Annotated in this window: 12 protein-coding genes and 2 pseudogenes; 4 read left to right on the forward strand and 10 right to left on the reverse strand. The window is 61.6% G+C overall.

Going from position 1 to position 15,637, the window contains the following annotated elements; all coding sequences use genetic code 11:
* The first annotated feature begins 99 nt into the window (after positions 1 to 99).
* The 4 genes and pseudogenes from ACR9ZQ_RS37555 to ACR9ZQ_RS37570 all read left to right on the forward strand — a co-directional run bounded on the left by ACR9ZQ_RS37555 (position 100) and on the right by ACR9ZQ_RS37570 (position 5,358).
* The gene (locus tag ACR9ZQ_RS37555) at positions 100 to 1,047 is read left to right on the forward strand and encodes a substrate-binding domain-containing protein (protein WP_481430368.1); all 948 of its coding nucleotides are present in this window, start codon (positions 100 to 102) and stop codon (positions 1,045 to 1,047) included.
* A 138-nt stretch (positions 1,048 to 1,185) separates the two neighbouring features.
* On the forward strand, positions 1,186 to 2,028 hold the full coding sequence (locus tag ACR9ZQ_RS37560; RefSeq protein WP_481430369.1) for a DeoR/GlpR family DNA-binding transcription regulator: 843 nt from the start codon (positions 1,186 to 1,188) through the stop codon (positions 2,026 to 2,028).
* Between the two features lie 36 nt (positions 2,029 to 2,064).
* On the forward strand, positions 2,065 to 3,600 hold the full coding sequence (locus ACR9ZQ_RS37565; RefSeq protein WP_481430370.1) for an FGGY-family carbohydrate kinase: 1,536 nt from the start codon (positions 2,065 to 2,067) through the stop codon (positions 3,598 to 3,600).
* Between the two features lie 12 nt (positions 3,601 to 3,612).
* Positions 3,613 to 5,358: pseudogene (locus tag ACR9ZQ_RS37570) on the forward strand (glycerol-3-phosphate dehydrogenase/oxidase).
* A gap of 63 nt (positions 5,359 to 5,421) precedes the next feature.
* On the opposite strand, the gene fba reads toward ACR9ZQ_RS37570, so the two are convergent.
* The 10 genes and pseudogenes from fba to ACR9ZQ_RS37620 form a co-directional block, all read right to left on the reverse strand.
* Positions 5,422 to 6,486, reverse strand: coding sequence for a class II fructose-bisphosphate aldolase (gene fba, locus ACR9ZQ_RS37575; RefSeq protein WP_481430371.1), 1,065 nt, complete (start codon positions 6,484 to 6,486; stop codon positions 5,422 to 5,424).
* Between the two features lie 191 nt (positions 6,487 to 6,677).
* Positions 6,678 to 7,490, reverse strand: coding sequence for a phosphate/phosphite/phosphonate ABC transporter substrate-binding protein (locus ACR9ZQ_RS37580; protein WP_481430372.1), 813 nt, complete (start codon positions 7,488 to 7,490; stop codon positions 6,678 to 6,680).
* 5 nt (positions 7,491 to 7,495) lie between these two features.
* Positions 7,496 to 8,979, reverse strand: a pseudogene (locus tag ACR9ZQ_RS37585) (HAL/PAL/TAL family ammonia-lyase).
* The gene (locus tag ACR9ZQ_RS37590) at positions 8,976 to 9,977 is read right to left on the reverse strand and encodes an ornithine cyclodeaminase family protein (RefSeq protein WP_310382328.1); all 1,002 of its coding nucleotides are present in this window, start codon (positions 9,975 to 9,977) and stop codon (positions 8,976 to 8,978) included. The pseudogene ACR9ZQ_RS37585 and the gene ACR9ZQ_RS37590 overlap by 4 nt, the downstream one beginning before the upstream one ends.
* 12 nt (positions 9,978 to 9,989) lie before the next feature.
* On the reverse strand, positions 9,990 to 11,309 hold the full coding sequence (locus ACR9ZQ_RS37595) for an LLM class flavin-dependent oxidoreductase (protein WP_481430373.1): 1,320 nt from the start codon (positions 11,307 to 11,309) through the stop codon (positions 9,990 to 9,992).
* Positions 11,306 to 12,385 (reverse strand): LLM class flavin-dependent oxidoreductase, encoded by a 1,080-nt coding sequence (locus ACR9ZQ_RS37600; RefSeq protein ID WP_481430374.1) that lies wholly within the window; start codon positions 12,383 to 12,385, stop codon positions 11,306 to 11,308. The genes ACR9ZQ_RS37595 and ACR9ZQ_RS37600 overlap by 4 nt, the downstream gene beginning before the upstream one ends.
* A 15-nt stretch (positions 12,386 to 12,400) precedes the next feature.
* A complete protein-coding gene (locus ACR9ZQ_RS37605; protein ID WP_310382325.1) occupies positions 12,401 to 13,333 on the reverse strand; it encodes an ABC transporter ATP-binding protein in 933 nt (310 codons plus the stop codon).
* Entirely contained in the window at positions 13,330 to 13,971 is a 642-nt protein-coding gene (locus tag ACR9ZQ_RS37610; protein WP_481430375.1) for an ABC transporter permease, read from the reverse strand. The genes ACR9ZQ_RS37605 and ACR9ZQ_RS37610 overlap by 4 nt, the downstream gene beginning before the upstream one ends.
* 10 nt (positions 13,972 to 13,981) lie before the next feature.
* Positions 13,982 to 14,599 (reverse strand): ABC transporter permease, encoded by a 618-nt coding sequence (locus ACR9ZQ_RS37615; RefSeq protein ID WP_113183801.1) that lies wholly within the window; start codon positions 14,597 to 14,599, stop codon positions 13,982 to 13,984.
* 101 nt (positions 14,600 to 14,700) lie between these two features.
* Positions 14,701 to 15,582 carry a glycine betaine ABC transporter substrate-binding protein gene (locus ACR9ZQ_RS37620; protein WP_310382324.1) on the reverse strand — a complete coding sequence of 294 codons (882 nt, stop codon included), beginning with the start codon at positions 15,580 to 15,582 and terminating at the stop codon, positions 14,701 to 14,703.
* Positions 15,583 to 15,637: the final 55 nt, after the last annotated feature.

Consider the following 15,637-nt stretch of genomic DNA (forward strand, 5'->3'; position numbering starts at 1 on the left):
AGAACTTATCCGCGAAGGCAACTGGATTTCCAGAAGGCCGATCGCGGAAAGCACCGCCGGTTTCCGGTAGCACCTGAACTCACAAATGGGAGAGAGACTATGTTTAAGAAAGGCATGCGCATTCTTCTGGCAGCCGCGGCTGTCGCCCCGATCCTCGTCAGCTCCGCCTGGGCGGCAGGCCAGATGACGATCATCGTCAATGATCCGTCCAACCCCTACTGGCTGACGGAGGGCAACGTCGCCAAGGCAACAGCCGAAAAGCTCGGCTACACCGCCTCGGTCAGTGCGCATAAGGGCGACACCAATACCGAAAGCAACATGATCGATACCGCCATCACCAACAAGTCGGTCGCGATCATTCTTGACCCGGCAAATGCCGACGGTTCCATCGGCGCGGTCAAGAAGGCAGTTGCCGCCGGTATCCCGGTCATTCTCGTCAATGCCGAGATCAACCAGGAAGGCCTCGCCAAGGCGCAGCTCGTTTCGAACAACGCCCAGGGTGCCGCAATCGGTGCGCAACAGTGGGTCGAAGCGGTCGGCGACAAGGGCAAGTATGCCGAACTCTTCGGCGCGCCGTCGGACAACAATGCCGCCACGCGCTCTAATGGCTATGAGACCGTTCTGACCCAGTACCCCGATCTCCAGAAGGTCGCCAAGGAAGTCGCCAACTGGGACCGCACCCAGGGTCACAACAAGATGCAGTCCATGCTGCAGGCCAATCCCGACATCATCGGCGTGATCTCCGGCAATGACGAAATGGCGCTCGGTGCCATCGCGGCGCTGAAGGAAGCGGGCAAGCTCGCCAACGTCAAGGTCGGCGGCTTCGACGGTTCGCCGGATGCGGTCGCCGCGATCAAGGCAGGCGAACTGCAATATACCGTCCTTCAGCCCGTCGCCGTCTTCTCCGAAGAGGCCGTCAAGCAGGCTGATAACGTGATCAAGACGGGCAGCACCGGCGCCAAGAGCGAAAAGCAGCTGTTCGATTGCCTCCTGATCACCAAGGACAATGTCGACAAGTACACCGGCCCGTTCGTTCTGTCCCAGTAATTGAGTGAGAAAGAGGGCGCTCGACCGGGCGCCCTCCTTGACCTTTTCGACCGCATCAAGCCGCTTTCGCCTTCTTTGCCTTGGCATGGCAATCACTATACGAAGCTGGGATATGGAATTCAGCGACAAGGGTGACCCGTGACACAGAAGACCAATCAGGGCGATGAGCTGTTGGACCAGCTGACCAGCGACAGCCGCCAGACACGCCAGGTTGCGCGCCGGCGGATGATCGCGGAGGCCGTCATGAGCGAAGGTTCTATGCGGATCGAGGATCTGACCGATCGTTTCGGCATCAGCCTGATGACGGCGCATCGCGATGTGGATGAGCTCGTGAGCCGCGGGATCTTCCGGAAGACACGCGGCATCGTCACGGCGGCTGCCACCAACCTTATCGAATCCAGCGATGTCTACCGCTCGAGCCGGCAGTCGGCGGAAAAGAAAGTGATCGCCGAGGCTGCCATGCAGTTCGTCGAACCGGGACAGGCCATCTTTTTCGACGATTCCACGACTGTCCTGCAGATGGCATCGCATCTCTCCTCGAGGGTGCCGATCACCGCCATCACCAATTCGCTGACGCTGATGAATGCGTTGACCGGCATGCACGACGTCACCCTGCTCGCGCTCGGCGGCCAGTATTACAACTGGTGCAATGCCTTCATGGGACGCATGACGATCAACGAGATCAGGGGCTTGCGGGCGGATATCGCATTTATCTCCATGTCGGCCATTAACGACGGCATCGTGCTGCATCAATCGCCCGAGACCGTCGATACCAAGCGCGCCATGTTCGACTGTTCTGTCAAACGCATCCTGCTTGCCGACCACACCAAATTCGAACGGCGCGCGCTTCACAGCTTCGCGGCGCTCGATGAATTCGACGTCGTCATCGTCGACGACAAGACCCTCCCCGTTCACATCGACCGGATGCGGTCCAGGGACATCAATGTCGTGATTGCCAGGACCGGCAACGGGCGCATGTGAGCGGACCGCCCGGTCGCGATAGAAAGGTGAATGTGCATGCCGAGCCTTCTCGGGATTGATAGCGGCCTGACCGTCACGAAAGCCGTCATTTTCGATATCGACGGCACGCCGATCGCCGTCGCCCGGCGGCGCGTTAGCCAGCTCATCCCGCGGCCGCGTTTCGTGGAACGGGACATGCGCGCGTTGTGGACCGCGACGGCTGAGGCGATCCGCGAGGCCGTCATCCTCAGCGGCCGTCCGGCAAGCGATATCCAGGCCGTGGCGGCAACGGCGCATGGCGATGGCATTTATGTGCTGGATCAGGCGCAGGAGCCGCTTGGCAACGGCATCGTATCCTTGGACAGCCGGGCGGGTGATATCGTCGATCAATGGACTGCCAACAAGGTCGCCGACGAGGCGATCGCGCTCACAGGTCAGGTGCCGCATGTCTCCGCCCCGTCGGCGCTGCTGGCCTGGATTCGGGATCATGAGCCGGAACGGTTTAAGCGTATCGGCCACATCATGAGCTGCAAGGACTGGCTGCGATTTTGCCTGACCGGCACCGTCGGCACCGATCGCACCGAAGCAAGCACGTCCTTCACCGATGTCAGGACACAAGACTATAGTGAGGACGCACTGCGCCTGTTCGGCTTGCAGGCGCTTGCCAAAGCTCTGCCGCCGGCCTCGCGTTCGGACGAGATCGTTGGACGAATAACGGCCGATGCAGCGCGGTTGACAGGCCTCCTTGAGGGCACGCCCGTGGCTGCCGGATTGCATGACGTGACCGCTTCGGCGCTCGGCGCGGGTGGTTATGCCGACGGCATCGTCGCCGTCATTGCCGGAACCTATTCGATCAATGAGACGCTGTCTTTCGAACCGCGCGTCGATCGACGCTGGTTCTGCCGCAATGGAATTGCGCCAGGCGTCTGGAACAGCATGTCGATTTCGCCTGCATCGAGCGCGAACTACGAATGGTTCATCGAAAAACTATGTGGCCGAGAATGGACGGACTGCGAAACCAAGGGCATGTCCATTCACGCTTTGCTGGCATCGGAGATCGAGGCGGCTTTTGACCGGCCGTCGTCGGTGCTTTTCCATCCCTATCTCTTCGGCTCTCCTTACGGTGCATCGGCAAGCGCAAGCTTCTTCGGGCTCGGCGGCTGGCATGACCGCGGCGACATGCTGAGGGCCGTCATGGAAGGCATCGCGTTCAACCATCGCATCCATGTCGATGCCCTGCGTGACGGCTTTGCCGTCAAGGAAGCGCGCCTTGCCGGCGGCGTGTCACGCAATCCCGCAGTCGCACAGCTGTTTGCGGATGTGCTTGCAATGCCGGTGACGGTAACCGGCACCGACGAGGCGGCGGCTTGGGGGGCTGCCATTTGCGCTGGCGCAGGCGCCGATCTTTACCCGGACCCGCAAAGCGCTCCAACAAAGGACAAGCAGGGCAAGACCTGCAAGCCGGACGCTGCCCGCAGCGCCGATTACGAAAAGCGCTACCGCCTCTTCCTCGAAATTGCAGAAACAATGACGCCGCTTTGGCCGAAGATCGCCGGCCTTGCGCAGGACAGCGCGGCAGAGGCCGCAGTTTAGGACAACAGCACCATGACCCCCGACACGCTTGGGCGCAGCCCGGATATCCGCGAGCACGATGTCGACGTCGTGATCCTTGGAGCAGGCATCAATGGCGCCGGACTGTTTCGCGACCTCGCGGCTCAGGGCGTCAGCTGCATGATCGTCGACAAATCGGACTTTGGTTCCGGGACGAGTGCTGCGCCGTCCCGCCTCATTCACGGTGGATTGAAATATCTGGAAACCGGAGAATTCGGCCTGGTTGCCCAATCCACACTGGAGCGTAATCTGCTCTTGAAAAACGCGCCGCATTGCGTCGAAGCGCTGCCGACATTCATTCCGATCTTTTCGTGGACACGCGGCATCTGGGCGGCACTGCAGACATTGTTCGGCTCAAAGACTGCGCCCCGCAGCCGCGGCGCCGTTCTCATCAAGATCGGTCTTTCCCTTTACGACTTCTTCGGTTCACGCGACCGCGTGATGCCGCGCCACCGGCTGATCCTGAAAAAGAGGGCCAGGCGAGAAATGCCGCATGTGACTTAGGCGATTGTCGCCGGGGGTATCTACTACGACGCAAAAATCAGCCGGCCGGAACGCCTCGTCTATGAACTCGTCAAGGATGGGCTGGAGGCGAACCCGCATTGTACCGCGGCAAATTTCGTCACACTGACCGCCTGCGCGGAAGGCCGTCTGAACTTCCAACGGGAGGATGGCGGCGAATTCTCGGTGCGTCCGAGGCTCGTCGTGAACGCGGCAGGCCCGTGGATCGATCATGTCAACGAAGCGCTCGGCGCGCCCTCGCACCTGATCGGCGGCACGAAGGGTTCGCATATCCTGATCGATCATCCCGAACTGGTGCGCAGCCTCAACGGCCACATGATCTATTTCGAAGCCGACGACGGCCGCATCTGCCTGGTGTACGGCTATCTCGGGCTTGCGCTCGTCGGCTCCACGGATATCCCGAGCCGGGATCCCGACACAGTGCGCTGCGAGGAACCCGAAATCGATTACTTCCTGCAAAGCCTCAGATCGCTGCTGCCGACATTGCGCTTCGATCGCGACCAGATCGTCTACACCTATAGCGGCATCCGGCCGCTTCCCGCCTCCGACGGAACAGCGCCCGGCCTGATCAGCCGCGACCATTCAGCGCCGGTCATCGAAGCGGATGGCAAGCGGCCTTTTGCCATCATGTCGCTGGTCGGCGGCAAGTGGACGACGTTTCGCGGTTTTGCCGAGGAGGTTGCCGACAGTGTTCTTTCCCGGCTGGAGCGTTCGCGCAAGCAATCAACCCGCTATCTTGCGATCGGTGGCGGAAAGGCTTTTCCAGCCGACGCGCAGGCAAGACGGGTCTTCGTTGACAGGATCGCGAAGGCTGCAGGCATGACGGCCGCGCGCGCAGAACAGCTTCTGAACCGCTACGGAACGACGGTCGAGGCGGTGGCAACATTCTCCTCCGAACATTCCGACGAGCGGCGCCTGTCGGGAGCCGCACATTACAGCTTTCGGGAAATAGACTGGATCGCGCGCAATGAGCTTGTGGTCCATCTCTCGGATATCGTTTTGCGGCGCACGACGATCGCAATCGAGGGCCAGCTGACCTACGAAGGTTTGGTCGATATTGCAGGCATCGCTGCGAAAGCGCTCGGCTGGGACGCCCCGCGTGTCGAACATGAGATCAACGATGTCGTCTCCCTGCTCAAGGCGTTTCACGGCCAGACGCTGGCAGCCGGCACACCAGACATCGAACCGGAAAAAAGCGCCCGCCCCGTCAGCCGATGAGATCTAAAGCATGTCGCGCAAAAACTGTGCAGCGGTTTGCGATAGCGACATGCGCGCCACGCTTTAGGAAAAGACCGGATCGAGCGCACCGGACGCATAGCGCTTTGCCATCGCCGAAACAGGGAGGGGCGTAATCCGCTCCGCCATGCCGGCGGTGCCGAACTGCTCGAAGCGCTCCTTGCAAAGCTTGGCGAGCGCGGCCATTGCTGGCTTCAGATATTTGCGGGGATCGAATTCGCTCGGATCTTCCTGCAATATCCGGCGGATCTGCCCGGTCATGGCCATCCGGCCGTCGGTGTCGATATTGACCTTGCGAACGCCATTCTTGATGCCGCGCTGAATTTCCTCGATGGGCACGCCCCATGTGGGTTCCATCCGGCCGCCATATTTGTTGATGATCTCCTGCAGCTCGATTGGAACTGACGACGAGCCGTGCATGACGAGATGCGTGTTTGGCAGCTTGCGGTGGATCTCTTCGATGACATTCATCGCCAGCACCGAACCATCTGGCTTGCGCGTGAATTTGTAAGCGCCGTGCGAGGTGCCCATGGCGATCGCCAGTGCATCGACCTGCGTCTCGCGCACAAATTTCGCCGCCTCGTCCGGGTTCGTCAGCAGCTGATCGTGAGACAGTTTGCCTTCGGCGCCGTGCCCGTCTTCGGCCTCTCCCATGCCCGTCTCCAGAGAGCCAAGCACACCGAGCTCGCCTTCAACGGAAATGCCGCCGAGATGCGCCATCTCGGTCACTCTTTTGGTCACGCCGACATTGTAGTCCCAGTCGGCGGGTGTCTTCGCATCCGCTTTCAGCGAGCCATCCATCATCACGGAGGTAAAGCCCGCCTGGATAGCCGTCATGCAGCTGGCCGGATCGTTGCCGTGGTCGAGATGCACGCAAACCGGGATATGCGGGTAGATTTCGACGACCGCATCCATCATGTGCTTGAGCATGATGTCATGAGCATAGGCGCGCGCGCCGCGCGATGCCTGCATGATGACGGGCGCGCGAGCCGCATCCGCGGCTTCCATGATGGCGAGCGCCTGTTCCATGTTATTGATATTGAAGGCGGGAACGCCGTACCCCTCCTCCGCCGCGTGATCCAGCAACTGCCTGAGCGTGATGCGCGCCATTGAACACTCTCCCCTCACACGTGAGACACGTCGAAATCGTTGGCTTCGGTGCCAGAAAGGATCGCATAATCACAAAATTGGAACAAGCATAAATCACAATATCACAAATTTGGTGATGTTTTTCTTGGCGCCTGAATGTTCAGCCGTGATGGGCGGAGAACCGGTCTTACGAGTTGGCGTCCTTGGAGGCTTCAATCCATCCAGTCGCTGTAACCTGTCTCAAGCGCGCCTCGGGCAAGCGACAGAACCGGTTCGTAGTCGGCGTCCGTAAGCATCGCGATATCGATGAGGCCGAGAATATCGCGCGCACCGGAAAGCGATGGTGCGGTGATCGCTGCGACAAGTGCCTCGCGCATCAATGCCACGTCCGCATCCGAAACCTTACCTCCGGTAATGAAGGGCAGACCTGGCGTTGCAGGTGTGTCTGCAAGGATGCGGACGCCTTCCACACGATCTGGCGCAAAGCGCAGGAGATTGGCAAAGGTGATGCAGTCGATTGCTGCGCAATCCGCCTGCCCGCTCGACACCGCATCGATGCTGCCGCCATGGCTGCCGGTCTCGACCGTGCTACCGAAGAAGCGGCCATTGCGAGCAAGTGGAGCAACCGCCGCTCGAAGCAGATTTGCCCCGGAATTGCTGTCAGGACTGTTGATGGCGGCTGTCGCGCCGCGCAAGTCTGGAACCGAAGCGAAGGTGGAAGCGCGGCGCACGACGATGAAGCTGCGCATCAGGGGACCGTTGCAGCCAGGATGGGCGTAGACAGGCGTGGCAACGAGGCGCACCTTGCCACGCAATCGCTTTACATAGGGATAGCCGCAGGTCTGAGAAAAGAGCAGGTCCTCACGTAGCCAGGCCTCGTCATAAGGGACCGTGATGTCGAGGCTCTCTGGCAGATCCGAAAGCCCGGCCTGCGCAAGATAGTGCCGAAGGAACGACCAGAGTTCGGCCGTGGCCTCCGCAAGCGGTTGCGACGTGACATACATTGCAAGGCTAGCAAGATGCATGCTCTTCACTCGCCGTACTGTTCGTCGAGCAGGTGCGAAGCAAGGACAGCTACGTCTTCGCCGAGCGAACGATCCTCCGTCATGACCGGCGCGAGGCCTCGAACAAAGGCATGAGTCCCTTTCGTCTCCGCACCGCAGCGGTGTCCGGGACGCTGGTCGACAGCCTGGGCAGCCGCCAGCATTTCGCAGGCGGTGATTAGGCGCCACAACTCCAGCATCTCGCCGAGCTTGCGCACGGCAAGGGACGATTGCGTTGCATGATCCTCGACACCTTCCGACACGGCAAGGAAGTCGAGCATGACAGGATTGGCCTTGTGCCTGATATCGGCCATCAGCGCCGCTACTGTCTTCTGCATCGGCACGAAACCCGCCGATGGACCGCCGAGGGGGAGAGATAGCGCGGCAGGCCGTTGCGACCCGAGCCCGTCAGCTGGATGAAACGTGCGGCGGATGCCGCAGCTGTCTGAGCGACCGCGAGCCCCAATGTCTCGAAGGCAAGAGAAAGCGCTGGCGTCTGGAAGTTACCTGATGACAGCACCTGTTGCTCTTCCAGGAGAACAACGGGATTGTCGGCCGCGGCATTCAGCTCGATCTCGACGGCTTCGATCGCCTTCGACAGCGCATCGGCAAGCGCCCCATGGATCGGCGCAAGACAGCGCAGGCTGAGCGGATCCTGGATGGCGGCGCTTGCGTCGAAAAGTGTCGAGCCCTCAAGCATCTGCAGCAGCCGGCTGGCTTCCTCTGCCTGCCCCACTGCTGGCCGGGCGCGTTGGATGGCCGGCGAGAGGATGAGTGGATTGCCGGCAAGGCCCTCGAAGCTCAAAGCAGCCGCCTGGCGCTGGGCATCGAGCAGTCGTTTGGCGTCGTGCAATACGAGGGCGCCACGACCGGCAGAGACGGCCGATGCATTGAGAAGCGAAATCCCGTCCTTTGGCTGCAGGCTCGCCGGTGCAATGCCCGCAAGCTCAAGGGCTTCATTCGCCGGATAGACGATGCCGCGATATTCGGCTTTTCCTTCGCCGACCAGGGCGCGGGCCATGGCAGACAGGAGCACGAGGTCACCCGCACCGATCGAGCCGATTGACGGCATCACCGGATGAACGCCGGCATTCAGCATGACAAGCAGCGCCTCGAAGACGGGCAGCGAAATGCCGGATCCGCCAAGGGCCAGCATCGAGAGCCTGGCGGCGATCACCGCACGGGTCGCGTCGCGCGGCAGTGCTTCACCGACCGCCATGCCGCGGCCGCGGATCAATTGAAGCTGGAAGGCCTCGAAATCTCCAGTCACCGCCGTCTTCAGATTGGCGCCGAGCCCGGTATTCATGCCGTAGATCTGCTGGCCAGCCGCTGCGGCACCTTCCAGGATGCGCCGCGCGGCAATCATCCGCTCACGGACCGCATCGGAAGCCTCGACGGTGGCATCGCCACGGGCGATCGCCACGATGTCGGCAATGGTGATGCCGGAGCCGGTCAGCAGGATTTCCGTCATGCGAAGCGCAGCCTCTGGCCGATACCAGCCGAGCGCGCCTTGGAAAGCAGCGCGTGGCCAAGCGCGATGTCGCTGAGTGACAGGCCGCGGTGCCAGAGCAGGATGGTCTCGTCCTCGCTCTCGCGGCCGGGCTTCAGGCCGGCGACGACCTGTCCGAGTTCGGCATGCAGCGTCTCCTCGGAAAGCCTGCCGGTCTCGACATGGGCGCGCAGCGAGCCGAATTTGCCGGTCTTGCACTGACCCCAATCGTCGACGACGAGTTTGGCCATGATGTCGGTCAACGAGAGTTCGACGGCACTCATCGTGCCGTAGGGCACGACGAAGGCGCCCTTCTTGATCCACTCCGTCTTCAGAAGCGGTTCGGGTTGCGATAGGCGTGATGCCTCGACGACGATATCGGCCCCCTCCACGCAATCGCGCCAGTTGTCGACCACGATGATCTTCTTGCCGAGGTCGGTCTCCAGCTTGGCGCCAAAGGCATCACGGCTTTCCGGCCGGCGCGAATGCACGCGGATCTCGTCGAAATCGAAGAGATGATCGAGCAGGCGCACGTTCCAATACGCGGTGCCACGCGCACCGATATGGCCGAGCACCTTCGAACCCTTGCGGGCGAGATGCCGGGCACCAAGCGCGGTGACGGCGCCCGTGCGCATGTCGGTGATGACGGTTGCATCAAGGATCGCCTTCGGCACGCCGGTGCGCGGATCGAAGAGGTTGAGCACGCCGAATTCGGAGGGATAGCCGAGCTTGTAATTGTCGACATAGTCGCCGACGACCTTCACACCGGCAAGGCCGAGCGGCGCTACATAGCCGCGCAGGACATTGAAATGGCCGTGAAAGCTCGCATCCGGCTCAAGATGAACACGCGGTTCGATGACCGTTTGGCCCCTGCCCTGGGCGGCTAGCGAGGTTTCGATCGCCGCCAGGATTTCATCGTTGGTCAGGTCGAGCGCCTCGATGTCGAAGGCGTTCAGATAGTCGATATAGATCGGGTCCATTGTCATCTCGTTTTATCGTTTGGCGGGTGTGCCGAGACCGAGGTTCTGGCGAAGCGTGCGGCCCTCATAGTCATGCCGGAAGAGGCCGCGGCGACGCAGTTCCGGCACCACATGGGTGACAAAGTCCTCAAGCCCCGAGGGAAAGAGCGGCGCCATGACATTGAAGCCGTCGGCAGCGCCTTCGGCAAAGCGTTCTTCCATCGCATCGGCAATCTGCACCGGCGTGCCGGCAACCTGCCAGTGGCCGCGGGCGCCGGCGAAATGGCGTGCGAGTTCGCGGATAGAAAGGTTCTCGCGCCTGCCGAGATCGATGATCAGCTGCTGGCGGCTCTGGATGAGGTTGGTCTGCGGCATGTCCGGCAGCGGCCCATCGAGCGGATAGGCCGAGAGGTCCTGGATGCTGAGGTAGCTTGCAAGCAGGGCGACGCCGACGGCGTCCGGGATGAGTTCCTGCAGCGCGCGGTATTTTGCCTTCGCCTCGGCTTCGGTGGCGCCGACGATCGGCGATATGCCGGGCATGATCTTGATGTCGTCGGGCTTGCGCCCGTATTTGGCAAGACGCGACTTCACATCGGCATAGTAGGCCTGGGCTTCGGCAAGCGTCTGGGAGGCAGCAAAGACGACGTCTGCCGTGCGGGCGGCGAGCTCCTTGCCGACGTCGGAGGCACCAGCCTGCACCATGATTGGCCGGCCCTGGGCTGAGCGTGGGCTTTCGAGCAGACCCTCGACTGTAAAATGCTTGCCGCGATGATGCACCGGATGGAGCCTGGTGCGATCGGCAAATTGAGCCCCGCCTTCAGGCAGATGGGCCCCCTCCTCCACGCCGTCCCAGAGGGCGAGTGCTGCATCGGCAAATTCCTCGGCCCGTTCGTAGCGCTCGGAATGCGGGCGAAGGCCGCTGCTTGCGAAATTCTCGGCCTCAAGCTCGCTTGCCGACGTGACGAGGTTCCATCCTGCCCTGCCGGCACTCAACTGATCGAGCGAGGCGAAGGTGCGGGCAAGGCCGTAGGGTTCGTTATAGGTTGTCGAGGCGGTTGCCACGAGGCCGATATGCGTGGTGCTCACGGCAAGGGCAGCAAGCAGGCTCAGCGGCTCGAAAGCCGTCGAACGCGCCGCCTGGCTCGCCATCTCAGGATTGCGCTCGCGGATGGCGGCGGCATCCTCGACGAAGAGCATGTCAAATTTGCCGCGCTCGGCGATACGGGCAAGCTCGATGAAATGGTCGATATCGACGCCGGCCGGGGCATGGGCGTCAGGATGACGCCAGGCCGCAATGTGATGGCCGCCCGCCATCAGGAAGGCGCCAAGTCTCATCTTGCAATCGCCGCTCATGATGCACGCTCCAATGGTGCCGCCGGATGGACCGGACGGACGAGACCAAGACGATCGCGCAACGTCACGCCGGCCGTCGCCTTTGTCAGCCCGAGGCGGCGCAATTCCGGAACCACTTGCGTGAAGAACAGATGTCCGATCGCGACCGTCGGCGGCAGGATCGTAAAACCGTCGATCTGACCAAGCCCGAGCCATTGCTGTAGAGAGCGGGCGATTTCGGCCGGCGTGCCGACCAGACGTGCGGCAGACAGCGGCTGGCTTGCCCGGTCCGCCTCGCCAAATCGGAGCGCATTGCTTGCCGCCTGCGCCGCATCGGGAGCTTCCGCGACGATCGGCACGACATTAGCCAGTATCCGAACATCCTGTCGTCGACGGCCGACCGCTTCGAGCCTGCGGACGAAGTCGGCGGCGGTTTCGTTGGCACTTTCCGGCGTCGGGTCCTGAAGAAGAACGATTTCAGCGTGGCGCGCAGCCAATGCTTTGCTTTCTCCGCTCAGAAGCTGGGCGATAACCGGCTTGCCCTGCGGCGAGCGATTGACGTTGAGCGGCCCACGCACCGTGAAATGTTCGCCCCTGTGGTTGAGCACGTGCATTTTGTCCTGTTCAAAGAAACGTCCCTCAGCCTTGTCGTAGATGAAAGCGTCGTCTTCCCAACTGTCCCAGAGCCCGCTAACGAGACCGAGATATTCCTGGTCGCGTTCGAATTCGCCGGATACGGGAAGAGCGACCCAACCCGTTCGGCCGCCGCTGATCTGATCCAGCGACGCAAAGCGCCGGGCGAGATTATAAGGCTCGTGCTGACTGGTTGCAGCAGCCGCCAGGAAGCCGATCCGGCGCGCCTTCGTCGCAAGAGCTGCGACCAGTGTCGTCGGCTCGAAGGGCGTAGCAATGGGCGAGAGATCATCGATCGGCCGCCCGCCGAGCCGGTCGGAAAGCACGACGAAATCGAAACCGGCTTCCTCCGCCTTAGCAACTTGAGACAGCAGCGCATCGAAACCGAGATGTTCAGGTGCTGTGGCCTCACGCCAGGCGGAGGGGTGATGGCCGAAAGGTGTGAGGGAAAAGCCGAGATGCATCAGAAACTCCTGCACTCAGATCGAGAAAATCGCGTCGCGTGTCAGCTGCCCGGTAACAATGCCACCGCCATCGACCACCGAAAGCACATCGCTGTTGGCGGCGACCATCAGCGACAGCGCATCGCGCAGATTGGCGCTTGCAGTGACACTGGCAGAAGGTGAGGAGGGAGCACCGGGCCGCATCGCATCGGCAACCGAAAACAGGCTGAGCCGCTTGATCGCACGATCAATGCCTACGAAATTCGCGACGAACTCGTCAGCCGGATGGGAGAGGATCGCATCCGGCGCATCATATTGCACGATCCTGCCGGCACGCATGATGGCGATCCGATCGCCAAGGCGGATCGCCTCGTCGAGATCGTGAGTCACTAGCACCACCGTCTTGCGCACGCGCTTGAGGATCTGTCTGAACTCGTCCTGGAGACGCGTTCTGGCGATCGGGTCGATCGCGCCGAAGGGCTCGTCCATCAGCAGCACCGAGGGATCGGCGGCAAGGGCGCGCGCCACGCCGATGCGCTGGCGCTGACCGCCGGAAAGCTGGCGCGGATAACGCTTCAACATTTCCTTCGGATCGAGACCGACGAGATCAAGCAATTCCTCGGTGCGCTTTGCGATCCGCGGCTGGTCCCAGCCGAGCAGGTTCGGGACGGCAGCGATGTTCTCGGCGATCGTCATGTGCGGAAAGAGGCCGACATTCTGGATGACGTAACCGATATGGCGGCGAAGCTTGACCGGATCGGCTTTTGTCACGTCCTCGCCATTGACGAAGATGCGCCCCTCAGTCGGCTCTATCAGCCGGTTGATCATGCGCATCGTCGTCGTCTTGCCGCAGCCCGACGGACCGATCAGCGCGACCGTCGAGCCCTCAGGCACATCAAGCGTCAGGTTGTCGACCGAGGGCGCAGCGCTTTCGCCATAACGCTTGGTGACATTTTCCATGCGGATCATGCGGCGGTTCTTTCTGCAAATAGATACTTCTCGGCGCGGCCGAGAATGAATTCGGTGGCAAGCGCCAGGATCGCGATCGGCACGGCGCCGACGATGAGCCGCGACATGTCCATCATGCCGATGCCCGTGGCGATGAAATCGCCGAGCCCGCCGCCGCCGATGAAGGGCGCGAGCGTCGCTCCCGCCAGTACCTGGACGGCCGCTGTGCGGGCGCCGGCAAACATGGCGGGGGCTGCCAGCGGAATGCGGATCTTGCGTAGAACCTGGCTTCTGCTCATGCCCATGCCGATCGCCGCCTCCACCGCATCGGCATCGACATCGCGCAACCCGACATAGGCATTGAGCAAGATCGGCGGCAGGGCAAGCACCGTCAGTGCAACGATCGACGGCAGGATGCCGATGCCGAGAAGCGGCAGCATGATTGCCAGGATCGCAAGGCTCGGAATGGTCCTGAGGCCATTGACGATGTTGATGACACCGAAGGCGAAGCGGCCGTGATTGACGATCAGGATCGCCAATGGCAGCGCAATGACGAGTGCGATCGCCAGTGACACGCCGGACATCAGGAGATGGCGGCCGAGGGCGCGGAAGAATTCGTCCTGGTGATCGACGATCCAAAAGAAGGCAGTGCTCAGCATCGCCGCGCCCTCACTGCCAGCGCACCAGGGCCTGCTCGGCCCGGGTGAGAATGAAATCGAAGATGATGGCCAGCAGTGCCGTCAGAATGCCGCCGACCAGGATCTTCTCGGCATATTCCTGATCGATGCCGATCAGGATGATCGTGCCGAGCCCTCCGCCATCGATAAAGGCAGCGACCGTCGCAATACCGATGACGGTGACGAGCGCGATGCGGGCGCCGGAGACGATCAGCGGCAGAGCGAGCGGCAGTTCGATGCGGAAGAGCCGCTGCCACGGGCCGTAGCCCATGCCGTCGGCAGCGTCGAGCACATCGGCCGGAACGCCGCGGATACCGGTAACGACGTTGCGCAGCAGGATCAGCAAGCAATAGGAGGAAAGCCCGATCAACGCCGGCTTCATACCGAGGCCGACGAAGGGGATCAGCAGCGCAAAGAGCGCCAGACTCGGAATGACGAAGATGATGTTCGTCACCGTCAGCGCGAAGGCATAGAGCCTCGGCCGGCGGGCGCAGACGATGCCGAGCACGAGCGCGATCGCAAGGCCGATGAGCACGGACGAAATCGACAGCACCAGATGCTGCCAGACGGCAAGCGCGATTTCCGGAATATGCTTGGGTGCCCAGTTCAAACGCGAGAAATCCTGTCTGCACGATCACGACAAAGCGGCGAAGCTGCAAGCTTCGCCGCATTTTTTCTTCAGGGAAAGCGAAACTTGCGCGTCGCTCTCGATCAGATGCCCTTGGCCTTCAGGAATTCCGCGGCGACGTCTGCCGGCTCTTCCTTATCGCGATCGACCTTGGCGTTCAGCTCGCGCATGGTCTCGTTGTTGAGGAGCGGGCTGATCTTGTTCAGAACCTCGGTGATTTTCGGGTTCTTGGCGAGTGCATCCTGGCGCACGACCGGCACGAGGTAATAGGGCGGGAAGAGATGCTTGTCGTCGTCGAGCACGACCAGCTTGTTGTCGGAGATCTGCCAGTCGGTCGCAAAGCCGTAGGAAACGTCGAGATCCTTGCTCGTCAGCGCACTATAGCGGATGCCGAGTTTGGCGAAGATCTTGAATTCCTTAAACTCGATACCGTAGGTCTGCTTCAGCCCCGGCAAGCCATCCTTGCGCTCGCCAAAGCCGCCCTCCGCGCCAAAGGTCAAGTTCTTGGAGACCGGACCGAGGTCGCTCAGCGTCTTCAGCTTGTACTTCTCGGCGGTTTCCGGAAGCGTGATGATCGCATAGCCGTTGTTGATCTGCGTCGGCTGCAGAAGCGTCAGCTTGAGGTTCTTCTCGTAATAATCCTTGACGTCGGAATAGATCTTGTCGGCAGAGCCCGACAGGTCACCCTTGACGACGGCGGCAAGCGCCGTGCCGGTATATTCCGGATAGAGATCGATATCGCCGTTCGTCAGCGCCGTATGGGCAACAAGCGTGGCACCGAGGTTGAGGTGGCGCTCGACTTCGACGCCGGCCTTTTCAAGCGCCTGCGCGTAGATCTCGGCGACGACGAACTGTTCGGTGAAATTCTTGCTGCCGATCTTTACCGCATCGGCCTGTGCCGGTGCGCCCACGAAGGCGGCGAGGATCGCGCCGGCAAAGAGGCCGGCGAAGGATTTCGAAAGCATTGCGTTCCCTCATTTGACATTCGAGTTGTTCAGGAGAGGTGATAGCGGTTTCGCG

This window comes from Rhizobium sp. KNZ14-9A (assembly GCF_056755015.1).